This window comes from Mesorhizobium sp. RIZ17, from assembly GCF_051127865.1.
GTDB lineage: Bacteria > Pseudomonadota > Alphaproteobacteria > Rhizobiales > Rhizobiaceae > Mesorhizobium > Mesorhizobium humile.
Map to the genome: position 1 here is coordinate 1,275,408 of NZ_CP147861.1, position 14,948 is coordinate 1,290,355.

General features: G+C 63.3%; 22 protein-coding genes. 10 read left to right on the forward strand and 12 right to left on the reverse strand.

Annotated features, from left to right (window positions below; all coding sequences use genetic code 11):
* Positions 1–50: 50 nt before the first annotated feature.
* The 3 genes from WDX12_RS06285 to WDX12_RS06295 all read left to right on the forward strand — a co-directional run bounded on the left by WDX12_RS06285 (position 51) and on the right by WDX12_RS06295 (position 2,873).
* The gene (locus tag WDX12_RS06285) at positions 51–1,076 is read left to right on the forward strand and encodes a class I fructose-bisphosphate aldolase (RefSeq protein ID WP_320296537.1); all 1,026 of its coding nucleotides are present in this window, start codon (positions 51–53) and stop codon (positions 1,074–1,076) included.
* A gap of 155 nt (positions 1,077–1,231) precedes the next feature.
* Positions 1,232–1,972, forward strand: coding sequence for a DUF899 domain-containing protein (locus WDX12_RS06290; RefSeq protein WP_434724288.1), 741 nt, complete (start codon positions 1,232–1,234; stop codon positions 1,970–1,972).
* Between the two features lie 166 nt (positions 1,973–2,138).
* Positions 2,139–2,873 (forward strand): SGNH/GDSL hydrolase family protein, encoded by a 735-nt coding sequence (locus WDX12_RS06295; protein WP_434724289.1) that lies wholly within the window; start codon positions 2,139–2,141, stop codon positions 2,871–2,873.
* Here WDX12_RS06295 and WDX12_RS06300 read toward each other — a convergent pair.
* The gene (locus tag WDX12_RS06300) at positions 2,870–3,031 is read right to left on the reverse strand and encodes a hypothetical protein (protein WP_320327882.1); all 162 of its coding nucleotides are present in this window, start codon (positions 3,029–3,031) and stop codon (positions 2,870–2,872) included. The genes WDX12_RS06295 and WDX12_RS06300 overlap by 4 nt on opposite strands.
* Before the next feature lie 205 nt (positions 3,032–3,236).
* Between WDX12_RS06300 and WDX12_RS06305 the strand changes: the two genes are divergently transcribed.
* The 3 genes from WDX12_RS06305 (at position 3,237) to WDX12_RS06315 (ending at position 4,758) form a co-directional block, all read left to right on the forward strand.
* Entirely contained in the window at positions 3,237–3,401 is a 165-nt protein-coding gene (locus tag WDX12_RS06305) for a hypothetical protein (RefSeq protein WP_116397974.1), read from the forward strand.
* Positions 3,402–3,609: 208 nt separating this feature from the next.
* Positions 3,610–4,020: a hypothetical protein gene (locus WDX12_RS06310; RefSeq protein ID WP_434724290.1), complete on the forward strand. Its 411-nt coding sequence runs from the start codon at positions 3,610–3,612 to the stop codon at positions 4,018–4,020.
* Positions 4,021–4,038: 18 nt separating this feature from the next.
* A complete protein-coding gene (locus WDX12_RS06315; protein ID WP_224668401.1) occupies positions 4,039–4,758 on the forward strand; it encodes a helix-turn-helix transcriptional regulator in 720 nt (239 codons plus the stop codon).
* A 72-nt stretch (positions 4,759–4,830) separates the two neighbouring features.
* Here WDX12_RS06315 and WDX12_RS06320 read toward each other — a convergent pair whose 3' ends face one another.
* The 3 genes from WDX12_RS06320 to WDX12_RS06330 form a co-directional block, all read right to left on the reverse strand.
* Complete coding sequence (locus WDX12_RS06320; protein WP_434724291.1) at positions 4,831–5,526, reverse strand: DUF1013 domain-containing protein; 696 nt, start codon at positions 5,524–5,526, stop codon at positions 4,831–4,833.
* A gap of 358 nt (positions 5,527–5,884) precedes the next feature.
* Positions 5,885–6,025: a DUF1127 domain-containing protein gene (locus tag WDX12_RS06325; protein ID WP_292587512.1), complete on the reverse strand. Its 141-nt coding sequence runs from the start codon at positions 6,023–6,025 to the stop codon at positions 5,885–5,887.
* 364 nt (positions 6,026–6,389) lie between these two features.
* The gene (locus tag WDX12_RS06330; RefSeq protein ID WP_320296532.1) at positions 6,390–7,400 is read right to left on the reverse strand and encodes an NAD(P)H-quinone oxidoreductase; all 1,011 of its coding nucleotides are present in this window, start codon (positions 7,398–7,400) and stop codon (positions 6,390–6,392) included.
* A 114-nt stretch (positions 7,401–7,514) separates the two neighbouring features.
* Between WDX12_RS06330 and WDX12_RS06335 the strand changes: the two genes are divergently transcribed.
* From WDX12_RS06335 to WDX12_RS06345, 3 genes are all read left to right on the forward strand, one after another.
* The gene (locus WDX12_RS06335; protein ID WP_140645782.1) at positions 7,515–7,709 is read left to right on the forward strand and encodes a DUF1192 domain-containing protein; all 195 of its coding nucleotides are present in this window, start codon (positions 7,515–7,517) and stop codon (positions 7,707–7,709) included.
* A gap of 81 nt (positions 7,710–7,790) precedes the next feature.
* Entirely contained in the window at positions 7,791–9,038 is a 1,248-nt protein-coding gene (locus WDX12_RS06340; RefSeq protein ID WP_320296531.1) for an MFS transporter, read from the forward strand.
* 32 nt (positions 9,039–9,070) lie between these two features.
* Positions 9,071–9,346: an ArsR/SmtB family transcription factor gene (locus WDX12_RS06345; protein WP_320296530.1), complete on the forward strand. Its 276-nt coding sequence runs from the start codon at positions 9,071–9,073 to the stop codon at positions 9,344–9,346.
* Positions 9,347–9,404: 58 nt separating this feature from the next.
* On the opposite strand, the gene WDX12_RS06350 is transcribed toward WDX12_RS06345, so the two are convergent.
* The 4 genes from WDX12_RS06350 to WDX12_RS06365 form a co-directional block, all read right to left on the reverse strand.
* On the reverse strand, positions 9,405–9,866 hold the full coding sequence (locus tag WDX12_RS06350) for an SRPBCC family protein (protein ID WP_434724292.1): 462 nt from the start codon (positions 9,864–9,866) through the stop codon (positions 9,405–9,407).
* A gap of 11 nt (positions 9,867–9,877) precedes the next feature.
* Positions 9,878–10,213: an ArsR/SmtB family transcription factor gene (locus WDX12_RS06355; protein WP_320296528.1), complete on the reverse strand. Its 336-nt coding sequence runs from the start codon at positions 10,211–10,213 to the stop codon at positions 9,878–9,880.
* Positions 10,214–10,218: 5 nt separating this feature from the next.
* Entirely contained in the window at positions 10,219–10,875 is a 657-nt protein-coding gene (locus WDX12_RS06360; protein WP_320296527.1) for a glutathione S-transferase family protein, read from the reverse strand.
* A gap of 93 nt (positions 10,876–10,968) precedes the next feature.
* The gene (locus WDX12_RS06365; protein ID WP_434724293.1) at positions 10,969–11,796 is read right to left on the reverse strand and encodes an alpha/beta fold hydrolase; all 828 of its coding nucleotides are present in this window, start codon (positions 11,794–11,796) and stop codon (positions 10,969–10,971) included.
* Between the two features lie 88 nt (positions 11,797–11,884).
* Between WDX12_RS06365 and WDX12_RS06370 the strand changes: the two genes are divergently transcribed.
* On the forward strand, positions 11,885–12,403 hold the full coding sequence (locus WDX12_RS06370) for a winged helix-turn-helix transcriptional regulator (protein WP_320296525.1): 519 nt from the start codon (positions 11,885–11,887) through the stop codon (positions 12,401–12,403).
* A gap of 258 nt (positions 12,404–12,661) precedes the next feature.
* Here the strand turns inward: WDX12_RS06370 and WDX12_RS06375 are convergent, their stop codons facing one another.
* The 4 genes from WDX12_RS06375 to WDX12_RS06390 form a co-directional block, all read right to left on the reverse strand.
* Positions 12,662–13,063 carry a hypothetical protein gene (locus WDX12_RS06375; RefSeq protein WP_042641631.1) on the reverse strand — a complete coding sequence of 134 codons (402 nt, stop codon included), beginning with the start codon at positions 13,061–13,063 and terminating at the stop codon, positions 12,662–12,664.
* 242 nt (positions 13,064–13,305) lie between these two features.
* On the reverse strand, positions 13,306–13,488 hold the full coding sequence (rpmF, locus tag WDX12_RS06380) for a 50S ribosomal protein L32 (RefSeq protein WP_006203806.1): 183 nt from the start codon (positions 13,486–13,488) through the stop codon (positions 13,306–13,308).
* Between the two features lie 154 nt (positions 13,489–13,642).
* Positions 13,643–14,080 carry a YybH family protein gene (locus tag WDX12_RS06385; protein WP_434724294.1) on the reverse strand — a complete coding sequence of 146 codons (438 nt, stop codon included), beginning with the start codon at positions 14,078–14,080 and terminating at the stop codon, positions 13,643–13,645.
* Positions 14,081–14,183: 103 nt separating this feature from the next.
* A complete protein-coding gene (locus WDX12_RS06390) occupies positions 14,184–14,942 on the reverse strand; it encodes a biosynthetic peptidoglycan transglycosylase (RefSeq protein ID WP_434724295.1) in 759 nt (252 codons plus the stop codon).
* Positions 14,943–14,948 lie beyond the last annotated feature (6 nt).

Sequence of the window (14,948 nt, forward strand, 5' to 3'; positions counted from 1 at the left end):
GGCAGTAGTGTTCTGCTAGCGCGGAACAAACGCACCGTAGGAGAAGCCCCATGAGCGAACGTCTCGAAGATATCGCCGCCGCGATCGTGGCCGATGGCAAAGGCCTTTTGGCCGCCGATGAAAGCTCCGGCACCATCAAGAAACGCTTCGACGTCATCGGCGTCGAGTCGACCGCCGACAATCGGCGCGACTACCGCGAGATGATGTTCCGCGCCTCCGACGCGATGACGAAGTACATCTCCGGCGTCATTCTCTATGACGAGACCATCCGCCAGAAGGCCGCCGACGGCACGCCGCTGGTCGATATCATCAAGGCCGCCGGCTCGATCCCGGGCATCAAGGTCGACGCCGGCGCCAAGCCGCTGGCCGGTTTCCCGGGCGACACCATCACCGAGGGCCTGGACGGGCTGCGCGAGCGGCTTGCCGACTATTACAAGCTCGGCGCCCGCTTCGCCAAATGGCGCGCGGTGATCGATATCGACACCGGCAAGGGCGTGCCTTCGGCCAATTCGATCGCCTCGAACACCCACGCGCTGGCCCGCTACGCCGCGCTTTGCCAGGAGGCCGGCATCGTGCCGATCGTCGAGCCGGAGGTGCTGATGGACGGCGCCCATTCGATCGACACCTGCTACGACGTCTCGAAGGCGACACTGGTCAAGCTCTACGACGAGCTTTACGCGGCGCGCGTCGTCCTGGAAGGCTCGATCCTGAAGCCCAACATGGTCATCTCCGGCAAGAAGTCGGGCAGGACCGACAGCCCCGAGGAAATCGCCGAGAAGACGATAAAACTGTTCCGCGAAGTGGTGCCGGCCGCCGTGCCGGGAATCGCCTTCCTCTCCGGCGGGCAGGAGGACGAGGAGGCGACCGCCAACCTCAACGCCATCAACGCCATCGGGCCGCATCCGTGGAAACTGACCTTCTCCTATGGCCGCGCGCTGCAGGCCGCGCCGCAGAAGGCATGGAGCGGCAAGGCCTCGAACGTCGCCGCCGGCCAGGCCGCCTTCACCCACCGCGCCCACATGAACCATCTGGCGGCACTCGGGAAATGGAAGCCGGCGCTGGAGAAAGCCGCCTGACGCTATCCCTTCGCAGCGCTTAAGAAACCCGGGCCGATGGCCCGGGTTTTGCTTTTTGCGAGCCGCGTTCCCACTTGTGGGGCTGCGACCGCTATCGACCATGTCGGATCGCGCCGATGTCGAACGTCCTTGGCAGGAGAGGACAGGAGATGGTCATGCATCGCAATGCCGTGGTTTCGCGGGAGGACTGGTTTGAGGCGCATCGCAAGCACCTCGAGCGCGAGAAGGAACTGACACGGTTCCGAGACCTTATCGCCGCCGAACGGCGGCAGTTGCCCTGGTTCAAGCTGCGCAAGGACTACGTCTTCGAAACCGAAGCAGGGCCGAGGCGCTTTGGCGACCTGTTCGCCGGCAAGAGCCAGCTCATCGTCTACCATTTCATGATGGCGCCGGGCTGCGATCACCGCTGCCAGGGCTGTTCGTTCCTCGCCGACCATATCGACGGCGCCGACCAGCATCTGAAGCATCATGACGTCTCGCTGGTCGTGGTCTCGCGCGCGCCGCTGGCCGAGATCCTGCCCTACAAGCAGCGCATGGGCTGGAAGTTCGACTGGGTGTCGTCCTACGCGTCGGACTTCAACTACGACCTGCAGGTCTCCTTCACCGACAAGCAGATCGCTACCGGCGAAACCACCTATAATTTCGAGAAGAGACCGCTGCGCTCGAAGGACCTGCCCGGCACCAGCATCTTCTATCGCAATGAATTCGGCGACATCTTCCTGACCTTCCTGTCACGCGCTCGCGGCGGCGACGCGCTGATCGGCGCCTATCATTATCTCGACATGACGCCGAAGGGCCGCGACGAGACCGGTCCGTATCACAACCTGATGGACTGGGTGCATCTCCACGACGAATACCAGGACAAGAGCGACGAGCGACCGGACTGCTGCGAGTAATCGGCCTCGTTCACCTCGGACGAAACATGCGCTAGAGCATGATCCCGAAAAGTGGGAACCGGTTTTCGGAGAAGATCATGCTCCAACAAAGAGGTAGATCGTGATGGCGATTCAACGAAACGCCATCACGATCTAATGGCTTGGCCTTTACGGTAACGGAACCGCCATGCAGCGTCTGCTTGCCCTTCTCACCTGGCTCGCTTTCCCGGTCTATGTCTGGCAGGGCCTCGGCGTGCGCCGGCGCACAACGCGCATGCTGCCGGCGCGAGGCCCGGTGCTGCACGAAATACCAGGCAAGGCGCCACCGGTCGCCTTGCTGGTCCTGGGCGATTCCTCGGCAGCGTCGGTCGGCATCGAGCAATCCGAATACGGGCTTGCCGCGCAGCTTGCCGGCCTGATCGCCGAACGCACCGGCAGCGCCGTGCGCTGGCGCGCCGCCGGCTTCAATTCGGCGACCTCCGGCCAGATCCGCGACCATGTCCTGCCCAACCTTTCGGCCGATCCCTGGACGCATATCGTGCTTGCCATCGGCACCAACGACACCAAGAATTTTCACTCCGTGCCGCGCTTCAAGAAGGAGTTCGGCGGCCTGCTCTACGCGCTGCGCGCCAAATGGCCGGAAGCGCGTGTCGTGTGGTCGCCGGTGCTGGAGTTCACCCGCGCGCCGGCAATGCCGCCATTGCTCGGCAAGATCCTCGAGATCCGTGCCACGGAGATGAACCACATGGGCGTGCGGCTCTGCAATGAGCGCGGCGCCGTCGCCGCCGCGCGCCTGCCGATCACCAATCCCGAGGCGGGTTTCGCCTCCGATGGCTTCCACGCCTCGGAAGCAGGCTATCGCGCCTGGGCGGTGCACCTGGTGGATTTCGTGCTGGGCGACGAAGCGAGCGACCTGACTTAGGTCCAATGGCCTAAGACAGCGGCAAGCGAGATCGCGGCCATGGCCAGCAGCGCCAGCTTCCAGAAATCGCCGCGCCGCTTCAGTCCCGGCCATCCCAGCGGCTTGATGACCTGGATCAGCATGATGCCGCAGATGACTAGGGCGAGCAGTTTCGTCATGCCGCCTTTGACCAGCATCGATGGCGGCTGTCAAAGCCGTTCTTAAGGCGCCCTTCGGGCGGAACACTCCTGACAGGAATCGGGCTCGCTCGCCCCCCCGAAGCGGCGCCGCATCGCCTTCTTCGACACCCTGCCAACCTCCTGACAGACTGCTGTCAGGAGGGGTGTGAGATACTCTCCTCATCAAACAGAGAGGAGTCAGGTCATGAACGGTTTTACCATTCTGCGTAGCGTGCAGCATTATGTCGGCAGGATCCGCACCGTGCGCAACGAGATCCGCACCCAGCGTTTCCTGAACACCTTGCCGGCGGACATCCGCAAGGACATCGGCTGGCCGGACCTTTACACCGGCCGCGTCCGCGAAAACTGAAATTTTGCCGCCCGCGACTTGGATTGTGGCGGCACCGCGCCCAGATGTAATGGCGGCCAGTGATGTTGAGTTCAGGGAAGAAGCCTTTGTCCGCCGGTAGTTTCGCCGCAGCCTCCTGACAGTATGTTGTCAGGAGGAGTGCGGTAATTGGAACGGCTTCGATCCTGACAGCAACGAACATGATCCGACGATCCGGAGTAATCCGCGCATGGTGAAAAGCTGGAACGACAAGCTGAACACACCGGGCATCAACGGCATCAAGCCGTCGCCGCGCACGGTCGGCGATGTCGTCGAAGGCCAGCCGATGCTGGTGCCGACCGCGCGCCAGGTCGACGACTTCATCCGCTCGATCCCAGAAGGGGTCGAGATGGATGTGCGCGCGCTGCGCACCGCTTTGGCCATCGAGCACGGCGCCGAAGTGACATGCCCGGTGACGATCGGCTATCATCTGCGCACGGTTGCCGAGGCTGCTCACGAGGATCTCGATCGCGGCATGGCGCTGAGCGACATCGCGCCGTTCTGGCGTGTGCTGGATGCCGAGACGCCAACCACGGGCAGATTGTCCTTCGGCGCGAAATTCGTTGCCGCGCAGCGCAAGCGCGAAGGGCTGAAGCCATAAACCCCGGGGGATCTATCGATGCGTCGTGCCGACAGGCTTTTTCAGATCGTGCAGCATTTGCGGGGCGGCCGGCTGGTCACCGCGCAAAAGCTCGGCGCGTGGCTCGAGGTTTCCGAACGCACCATTTACCGCGACATAGCCGACCTGCAGTCGACCGGCGTGCCGATCGACGGCGAAGCGGGTGTCGGCTACATGATGAGGGAGGGTTTCGACCTTCCGCCCCTGATGTTCACACGTGACGAGATCGTGGCGCTGGTTGCCGGCGCCCGCATGGTGCGCGCCTTCGGCGGCGCCGCAATGGCGAGGGCCGCCGACGAGGCGCTGGTCAAGATCGGCGCCGTGCTGCCCGATACCGAGAAGGATCGCATCGCCCGCACCGAGATCCACACGCCGATGTGGGTGGTGAGCGACGCCGCGCGCGAGGCCATCGATTTGATCGAGCGCGCCGTCGAGAAACGCCAGGTGCTGACCATCGACTATTCCGACGAGGCCGGCCGCGGCACCGCGCGCGACATCAGGCCCTTGGGCCTGTGGTTCTGGGGCAAGGTCTGGACCCTTGTCGCCTGGTGCGAGATGCGCGACGACTTCCGCGCCTTCCGCATCGACCGCATCGCCTCGGTCGTCATTGCCGGCCGCATCTTCAAGCCGGAGCGCGGCAAGCAGCTCGCCGATTTCTACCGCGCCGTAGAGCGCAGCGAGGATTACGGCATGGCGCCCGACCGCGCCGCGCGGACGTGACTTCCTCCCAAGCCATTGTCCAATAAAAAAGCCCGCTCGAAGCGGGCTTTTTTGTTGGAGCGCCGGGAAGGCTTACTCCTGGTCGTCATCGTCCTTGTCCTTCGACTTGAGCGCCGAAAGCTTGGCGAAGACGGCATTGGCGTCGAGCTCCTGATCCTCGTCCTTCGGCTTCTCCGGCGCCGGCACCAGCCGTTCGGTGAGCGCGGCGGGCAGCAGCGTGTCGCCGACGGGCTGCGCCGGCTCGCGGCCACGCGAGGCGCGGTTGACCTCAAGGTCGAGGTCGATCTGCGAGGTAAGGCCGAGCGTCACCGGATCCATCGGCTGCAGATTGGCCGAGTTCCAGTGCTTGCGCTCGCGGATCTGCTCGATCGTCGACTTGGTGGTGCCGACAAGACGCGAGATCTGCGCGTCCTTGAGCTCGGGATGGTTGCGCACCAGCCACAGGATGGCGTTCGGCCGGTCCTGGCGCTTTGACAGCGGCGTGTAGCGCGGGCCCTTGCGCTTCGATTCCGGCACCCGCACCTTCGGGTCCGACAGCTTCAGCCGATGGTTGATGTCCTTCTCGCCACGCGCGATCTCGTCGCGCGTCAGCTGGCCGGTGATGATCGGGTCCATGCCCTTGATGCCCTGCGCCGACTCGCCGTCGGCGATCGCCTTGACCTCGAGCGGATGCAGCCCGCAGAACTGCGCGATCTGCTCGAAGGAGAGCGCGGTGTTGTCGACCAGCCAGACGGCGGTCGCCTTGGGCATCAGCAGCGAATTGGCCATATCAAAAATCCTTCTCGTTCGCCCGCGTTCCCGCGCGGGCGGTGGTTTTAGAGCCACCAAAATGGGAAATTCGCGGCCTGTATAAACGCTCCCTCAAATTTTCGCAATGTTTTTGGGAAAGGGCTGGTCCAATGCATGTCGCCCAAAAAGTGTTCGGCGGTTTTGGGAGAACGACGTGCACAAAACAAAGTTTTAAAGCGCGTCGCCCGAATCCGTTTCGGCGCGACGCGCTTTAAGGCCCGAAAAAGACAAAACCCGCTGGACGAGGTCCAGCGGGCTTGGAACCGGAAACAAAGCAAGCGTCTCGACGGCTCTGGCTTGCATGTCCAGCCCGGCCTTGCGGCCGGGCCGTGTCTGATTACACCGCCTGGCGGGCGATGCGCTCGATGTCGGCGCGGTTGATGCCGAGATCGCTCAGCTGGCGGGAATTGAGCTTGTTCAGCTCGCGCACGGTCTCGTTGTACATGCGCCACTTACGGAAAGCACGGATCGGGTTCATTTGAATTTCTCCAGTCGTTTGATGAAATCGTTTGATGCCGTGTAAATAGGCACGACTGCCCAAGAAATGAACGGACGCTTTTGCATGGCCGCAATGCGTTTTGTGCATTGCACCATTAAGCCTTCGTTCAGCTTGGAACCGGGGACGCGCGAGGGCCGAGATGTATCGAGTTTCAGGTCAGGCCGAGTCGAAAATGGTGGGCTTCGAGAACCGGCCTACGCCGGCCGTAGCCTTCATAGAGCGGAAACATTCATGAGGGCTTCGGCCGGCGAAGGCCGGAGCGGAGCGTACTTAAAGTACGTGAGCACCGGAAGCGCAGAAGACCGGCATTTGCAGACCGGCCTCACCTGAAACTCGATACATCTCACCCGACGTCGAGGACGATCTTGCCTATGTGCTCGCCCTCTTCCATGCGCTCATGCGCGCGCCAGGCTTCGGTCAGCGGAAAGATCATGTCCATGACGGGAGCAACCTTGCGCGTGCCGAGCAGCGGCCACACCTGGGCCTCCAGCGCAGCGGCGATGGCCGCCTTGAACTCGACGGTGCGCGGCCTGAGCGTCGAGCCGGTATGGGTCAGGCGCTTGACCATGAGCGTTGCGAAATTGGTGCTTGCGACAGCGCCGGCCTGCACGGCAATCTGCACGATGCGCCCCTCGACGGCCGCGGCATCGTAGTTGCGCGCGACATAATCGCCACCGACCATGTCGAGGATGACGTCCGCGCCCTTGCCGCCGGTCGCGTCCTTCACCGCGGCGACGAAATCCTCCTCGCGGTAGTTGATGGCCCGGTCGGCGCCGAGCTTCAGGCAGGCGTCGCATTTCTCCTTGCTGCCGGCGGTGGTGATCACATAGGCACCGAAGGCCGAGGCAAGCTGGATGGCGGTGGTGCCTATGCCCGACGAGCCGCCATGGACAAGCAGCGTCTCGCCCTTCTTCAGGCCGCCGCGCTCGAACACATTGTGCCAGACGGTGAAGTAGTTTTCCGGAACCGCGGCGGCCTCCGAATAGGTGAAGCCGGCCGGGATCGGCAGCACGCTGCCGGCATGCACCTTGACATATTCGGCATAACCGCCGCCCGGCGTCAGCGCGCAGACCCGGTCGCCGATGCGCCAGCGCGATATCTCGTCGCCGAGCGCCGCGATTTCGCCGCCCACCTCGAGGCCGGGCAGGTCGGAGGCGCCGGGCGGCGGCGGATAGGCGCCGTTGCGCTGCTGGACGTCCGGCCGGTTGACGCCGGCCGCGTGCACCCGGATCAACACTTCGCCGGGGCCGGGTACGGGCATGTCACGGGTTTCCGGCTTGAGCACCTTTGGCCCGCCGGGTTGCGAGATCGCGATGGCCGTCATCGTGGCCGGTATCTTCTGTCCGTTTGCCATGGCTTTCTCGTCTCCTCGGATGCGTGTCGTCGCTCGTGGTTTGCATCGGCGCCCCTGCCCTATGTATGCTGATTGCCAAATCAGGCAAATGGCCAAGTAAGGGAGGAGCGACGGATGGCGATCTTCGACGACGAACCCAGGAAGAAGCCGCGCCCGCACGAGATCGGCCAGGACCTGTCGCTGCTTTCCGTGGACGAATTGTCCGAGCGCATCGCATTGCTGCGCGACGAGATCGCCAGGCTGGAAGCCGAGCGCACCGCCAAAGGCGCCACCAAATCCGCCGCCGAGTCGCTGTTCCGCCGCGGATAAATTTTTCGGCGTGCTCGCTCGCCGCCGAAAAGCCCGAATGCATCTGTCTTCAGACCCTGCGTCTCGAACCCGGATCAAGCGATGTTTGCAACCTATCGACCGATACTCTCGCTGCTGCGCGGCACGGCCTTCCTGCTCGCAGCATCCGGCCTGCACGGCCTGCTCCTGCCGCTGCGCGGCCAGGTGGAGGGTTTTTCGACGGCATCGCTCGGCCTCATGGGCACGGCCTGGGCGGGCGGCTTCGTTACCGGCTGCTTCTTCGCGCCGCGTCTCGTGCGCCGCGCCGGCCATGTCAGGGCCTTCGGCGCCTTCGCCGCGTCGGGCGCTATCATCGCGCTGCTCACCGGCCTCATAATCGACGAGTATTTCTGGATCCTTTTGCGCGCGTTCACCGGCTTCACCATGGCCGGCGCGTTCATGGTCATCGAAAGCTGGCTGAACGAGAAGGCGACCAACGAAAACCGCGGCACCGTCTTCGGCCTCTACATGATGGTCACCTATGCCTCGATCATGGGCGGCCAGATGATCGTCGCCGGCGGCGACGTGCGGTCGGCCTCGCTGTTCATGATCACCGGCATCCTGTTTTGCCTGTCGCTCATTCCGACGGCGGTGTCGACGCAGTCGCATCCCAAGCCCCTGCAGGACGTCAAGCTCGACGTCAAAGGCCTGTACGCCAATTCGCCGGTGTCGGCGGTGGCCTGCGTCCTGATCGGCATCGCCAACGGCGCCTGGGGCACGCTTGGCGCCGTCTATGGCGCGCGTATCGGCATATCGACCGCCGAGATCGCGCTGATGATGAGCCTTGTCGTCGTCGCCGGCGCCGCCATGCAGCTTCCGGCCGGACGCCTGTCGGATACAACCGACCGCCGCTTCGTGCTGGCCGGCGCGGCCTTCGGCGCGGCCCTGGTCGCGGTGCTGATCTTCCTGATCGCGCCGCGTTCGGGTGTCTTCGTCATCGTGATGACCGCCGCCTATGGCGCTTTCGCCTATACGCTCTATTCGATCGCCGTCGCGCATGCCAACGATCACGCCCGCTCCGAGGACTTCGTCAAGGTTTCCGGCGGCCTGCTCTTGCTCTACGGCTTCGGCACGATGATCGGCCCGCTTTTGGCCGCGGCGCTGATGGGCTCGGTGCGTCCGGAGGGGCTTTTCCTTGCAACCGCGCTCGCACATCTCAGCCTTGCCGGCTACACGCTGCTGCGTATCCGCGCCCGCGCGCCGGTGCCGATCGAGAACCGCGATGCCTTCAAGACGCAGCCCGCGGACCGCGCGGTCACGCCCGAGGCCACGCGGCTCGATCCGCGCAGAAAGATTGAAACCAATAGTTGAGATTCTGAAGACTTTGCCTCACAAATAAAGGCATGATGTTTTCTGACGCCTTCGTGGCGATAGCCGATCCCAACCGGCGCTATCTCTTGGAAGAACTCCGGCGCGGCCCGAAGACGGTGAACGAACTGGCGGCCGGGCTGCCCGTCTCACGCCCTGCGGTTTCCCAGCATCTGAAGGTCCTGCTTGACGCCGGCCTGGTCAATGCCAGGGCCGAAGGCACGAGGCGCGTCTATGCCGTCAGCAGCGCCGGCTTCCTCAGGCTCAACATCTGGCTCGACCAGTTCTGGGAAACGGCGCCGGGGGAATGACTTGAGGGCGCCGAGCCGCAGGCGCGCGAGAAGGTGATCGTGTCTTGGACACCGGGCCTTAGTTCGCCGCCAGGGCTGCGCCGAGCGCGTCGAGCAATTCGCCGGTCCCATGCTCGCGGGTAGCCGGCGTGTCGATGCCGTCGAAGAAGGCCCCCTGCTCCGTGAGGATAAGCCGCGTCCCGTTGCCTTCGGCGATCAGCTCGATCGTCGCGAGCGAAACCGAGACCCGGGTTTCGCCGAACAAGAGCTCGTAGCTGTAGACGATGCGCCGGTTGGGCACGATGTCCTGATAGACGGCGTTGTAGAAATGCATCTGCCCATCGCTGGGGCAGCCGGCATTCACCTCCTTGCCGCCGACGCGAAAATCCATCTCATGCCGGCTGTGCATGGGGTTGTCGGGGTCGAAGAACCAGCGCTTTTTGGCGGCCGGATCGCTCAGCGCGAAAAAGACCTTCTGGGGCTCCACCGGATAGACGCGCTCGATGACGAAGGCGGAATGGACGACGGATCGTTCGCTCATGGCGGGCTCCTTCAGGTTTCATCCTTGGTTTCAGCGAGGAAATCGCCGAGACGGTCGAGCCGGCCCTCCCAAGCGAGCCGCCGCTCGTTGATCCAATGCTCGGCAGCCCGAAGCGCCTGCGGCTCGATCTGGCAGGTCCGCACCCGGCCGAGCTTTTCCGTCCTGACCAGGCCGCTCGCCTCGAGCACGTTGAGATGCTGGACGACGGCCGACAATGACATCGCCAGCGGTTCCGCCAGCTGGCTGACCGATGCCGGCCCGCGCGACAACCGTTCCACCATGCTGCGCCGGGCTGGATCGGCGAGCGCTTGGAACATCAGGTCGAGCTGGGCGGGATCGTGCAGCATGCCGGCTAGCCGTTATTGTACGGAAAGAGCTTGAAGTAAGGTCCCGCTTCCTCGATGACGCGGGCGAAGGACGCACGCGCGAGCAACCGGTCGTGGTAGCGTTTCACCGCCGGGAACTTGTCGCCGAACGGCTCGACCTTGTTGGCATAAAACAGTGCCGGCGATGCGGCGCAGTCGGCCATGGTGAAGGTCTCGCCTACAGCCCAGGTCTTGCCCTGCATCTCCTCTTCTATGATGGCGTAGGAGTTGCGCAGCTGCGCGCGGGCCTCCTCGACGCCGAACGGATCGGTCTTGTCCCTTGGCCGCAGCCTGTCGCCGACGATCTTCTGCATCGGATGCTGCACGTAGAAATCATAGAAGCGGTCGGCTTGGCGGACCTTGAGGGCGAGATCAACGTCGGCGGGAACGAGCTCGACCGGCCCCGGATAATGCGCGGCGAGATATTCGACGACGATGGTCGATTCCAGCACCGTGCGGTCCCGCGCATCGTCATGCAGCGCCGGCATCTTGCCGGTCGGCGATACCTTCAGGAAGGCCGCGCGCGAAGCTTCGTCGCCAAGGTCGACGATCACCGGTTCGAACGGCGTGCCGTTCTCGTAGAACGCGATCAGCGGCTTCCAGCAGAACGAAGCCAGCGGGTGGAAATGCAGCGTCAGGGACATTCTCGCTCTCTTCGCGTTCGGCTATCGGGTAATACTGAAGTAACTGCTTCACTATTTCCGTAAACCCGTTGAGTCAAGCCGGAACCTCCACGCCTAATGATGTGCGACGATGGCGTCGACGATTTGCTGCCAGTCGTTGCGATGCAACTCATGGCCACCGCCCTCGACCTTGACCAGCCTTGCGCCGGGAACCGCACTTGCCAGCGCTTCGCCATGCTCGATCGGGAAGAGCGGATCGGCAGTGCCGTGAATGACGAGCAACGGCACGGACAGATCCCGCACCGTGCGCTGCGGGCCGCCGCCCTCGAGCAGGAAATGGTTGGTCGCGCTGGCGAGGCCGCCGGATCGGTCATAATCCGCCTCGATCATCGCGCGCGTCTGTTCCTCGTCGAACGGATGGCGCGTGCTGGCAATCGCGCGGGCGTCCTTGAGCATGAAGTCGAGTACCTGCCCCCGCTTCGACCAGTCGACATTGGCGCCCTCGGCAGAATGTTCCTTATAGGCTTCGGTCATTCCCGGCAGGCCGGATGTATCGACGCCGAGCGGCGAAGAGGAGATCACGGTGAGCGCGCCGACGCGTTCGGGATATTTCAGCGCCACGCTCTGCGCCAGCATGCCGCCCATCGACATGCCGACGACATGCGCCTTGGCGACGCCATGGTCGTCGAGCACGCGCATGGCGTCGTCCACCATGTCCTCGAACGTGTAGGTCGGCGCTCCAGACGGATATTTGCTCGAAAGGCCGGTATCGCGGTTGTCGTAGCGGATGACGAAGCGGCCGCGCTCGGCGAGTTGCCGGCAGAAGGCTTCGGGCCACCACGACATCGAGGCCATGGCGCCCATGATCAAAAGGATCGCTGGATCTTTCGGGCTGCCGAAAGTCTCCGAAACGATGTCGGGGCGCTGTGCTGCGGCGGTCATCTGCTCCTCCAATCCGATTGCATTTTGCAATCAGTTGCACGATAATCAAACTGATATCATAATGCAACTGGTTTTTCTGGAGAGTGCCATGAGCATCGACCGTCGGTCCGGCTGCCCGATCAATCTCTCGCTTGAGGTGTTCGGCGACCGATGGAGCCTGATCATCCTGCGCGACATGATCTTTGGCGGCCGGCGCCATTTTCGCGAATTGCTCAACGGCTCGCTGGAGGGCATCGCCTCCAACATTCTGGCCGACCGGCTGAAGCGGCTGATGGAGCTCGGGCTGCTGACCAAGGCCGACGACCCCAGCCACAAGCAGAAGGCGATCTACAGCCTGACCGAGATGGCGATCACGCTGGTGCCGATCATGGCGCAGCTCGGCGCCTGGGGACGCGTCTGGCTGCCGGTCACGGAAGAATTGTCGATCCGCGCCGAACTGCTCGAAAAGGGCGGCCCGCCGCTATGGGAGCAGTTCATGGACGAGTTGCGCCACGAGCATCTCGGCGCACCGTCGAAGACGCCGCCGGGCGCGCCGACCGTGCGCCAGCAACTGCGTGCTGCCTACGACGAAGTGGTTGCGCGAAAGGCTGAAACGACGGCAGGTTGAGGCGGGGCAAGAAATTTCGTCATTCCAGGGCGAAGCAGGAGCGAAGCTCCGTCGCGGAGACCCTGGAATCCATGCCGTTACCGTCGCCAAGGAGTGCAGCGGAGCAGAATTCTGCACCGCAGCAGCGCTTCCAAGTCACGGCATGGATTCTATGGTCTGCGCGCGTCGCTTCGCTCCTTGCTCCGCCATAGAATGACGATGCGATCAATGTGCTTCGCCAATCGCGAAGTCATGCGATCAGAAATTCTATGCCGTATCTCAGTTCAGATTGATGTCGCGGCTCGCCGACCGCATCGACACCGAGAAGCCGGCCAGCACATCGAACAGCGCGATGATCATCAGCGTGAAGAAGACGGAGTGCGCCGCGCCCTTCACCAGCAGGAATTCGACCAGGAAGGCGATGAAGACCAGCGTCGACAAAAGATGATCCAGGATCGAGGCATTGGTCGTGCGCACCGATTTCGAGATCTCGATGAAGAGGAAGATCAGCCCGATCAGCACCATAAGGTCGCCGAGCGTCATCGAGAACACCCCGCCCGACATCATGCGGAAGGAGAACATCTCGGTCATCCAGGGATCGTCGCCGCCGCCGAACAATCCGAGCAGGCCGAGATTGTAGAGGACGAAAGGCACGATCAGCAGCGGGATGGCACCGAACATCTGGGCGACTCCAATGGGGGCACCCTTTTGTAAAATCCGCCGCAGGCGCGCCGTCAAGGGTTTTCGCCGGCGACGGCGAACACGCTCTAAGACCTAATGAAATAACGGTGTCAGCCGGTTGTCATGCTTTCGGCAAAGCCGGCCAGGTATGGCCGCCACACGCCACAGCAGCCCTGTCGCCAAAACAAAAAGACCGGCCAGGGGCCGGTCTTTTGAAAACGTCACAAACCTATGGAAGCTTCTCAGCTTTCCTTCGGCTCCAGAACCTGGCGGCCGCGATACATGCCGGTCTTCAGGTCGATGTGATGCGGACGGCGCATTTCGCCGGAATTCTTGTCCTCGACATAGGTCGGGGCCTTGAGGGCGTCGGCCGAGCGGCGCATGCCGCGCTTCGACGGAGAGGTTTTTCTTTTTGGAACGGCCATGGATATGCTCCACTACATGGTCAAAATGCCCCGGCAACCCTCGCGAAAGGGCCGCATCGAGGCCATAATCTGAGAAAGTCGGGTGCCTATACACGCCTTGCGCAGTTTTGGCCAGCGGTGGCCGCGAATTTTTTTGAGCCGGCGCCGCTTCGCCCTAACCCTTCCGCAGGACAGAGTCCGCTGGCTGCGCGGCGGTTATCGGATCGGCGTGCCGATGGATGAGCTTCCAGCCGCCTTCCTCGTGGCGAAAGATGCTCGTAGCCCGAAGATGCACTGGGGTGACATCCTTGCGCCCGCCGACCTTGGATTCGAGCCGCTCCACCTCGACGATGTAGGCGAGACCGGCGGTTACGTATTTCGATATGGCGTCGAAGCCGATCGCATCGCCATCCCGGTAATTCGATGCCGCACGCTTCATGGTCTCGACGACCTGCGTCAATCCGCGCGCGAAAGGTCCGAAGGGGTTGCCGAGGGTGACATCGTCTTGTTCAGAGAACAGCCGCTTGGCGGGCTCGTAATCTCCCCGCATGAACGCGCCGAGCGCCCGGTGGTATTGCTCGACGACTTGTTCGAGATCATTGGTGGGATTCATCGATCCGCTCCTTCTGATCGCGGATAAGGCTGACACGAGGTTCGTTATGCCACTCCGTCAGCGCTGCAAGAATCCCCCTTGAGCGAATGAACGTCAACGGCCTTTAGTCAAGGCAACCGACATAGGCGCCGGACCGGCTCGCACGGCGTTCGATCAGCGAGGCCAGCCGTCGCAAGCCCGGCCCCGGCTTGGCCGGATTGCGCGCGATCGGGTTGGGCAGGCTGACGGCGAGCAACGCCGCCTGCCTTCGCGACAATTGCTTGGCCGAGACACCGAAATGGTGTTGGGCGGCGGCCTCGATGCCGTAGATGCCCGGCCCCCATTCGGCGATGTTGAGATAAATCTCCATGATCCGCCGCTTCGACATCACCGCATCGAAATAGACGGCCAGCGGCAGCTCGACCACCTTGCGCACGCTGCCCAGCGGGCGCGACCACAGAAACAGGTTCTTCACCGTCTGCATGGTGATGGTGGAAGCGCCGCGCGTTGCCTCGCCGGCCAGTGCGTCGTCGACCACGCCGCGCAACTCGCCGAGATCGACGCCGCGGTGGAAGCAGAACTGCCCGTCCTCCGACATGATCACCGAATGCGCCAGCACCGGCGCCACATCGTCGATCGACACCCAGCGCCGGTCGTAGCCGGAAAACGTCACAAGGTCCTTCAGCATCAGCGTCGAGACCGGATGCACGAAGGACGGCAGGTAAAGGAAGGTGAGCACGACCGGGACAGCCGCCAGCACAAGCGCCACGACCAGGCAGCGCCGGGCGATGCGCGTCACACCGGCGCGGTTCAGGCGCCGACGTCGCGCCATGTCCAGCCCTTCGCTTTCATATTCGACGATCGGTTCCGTCAAGCCGCCCAACCCGTG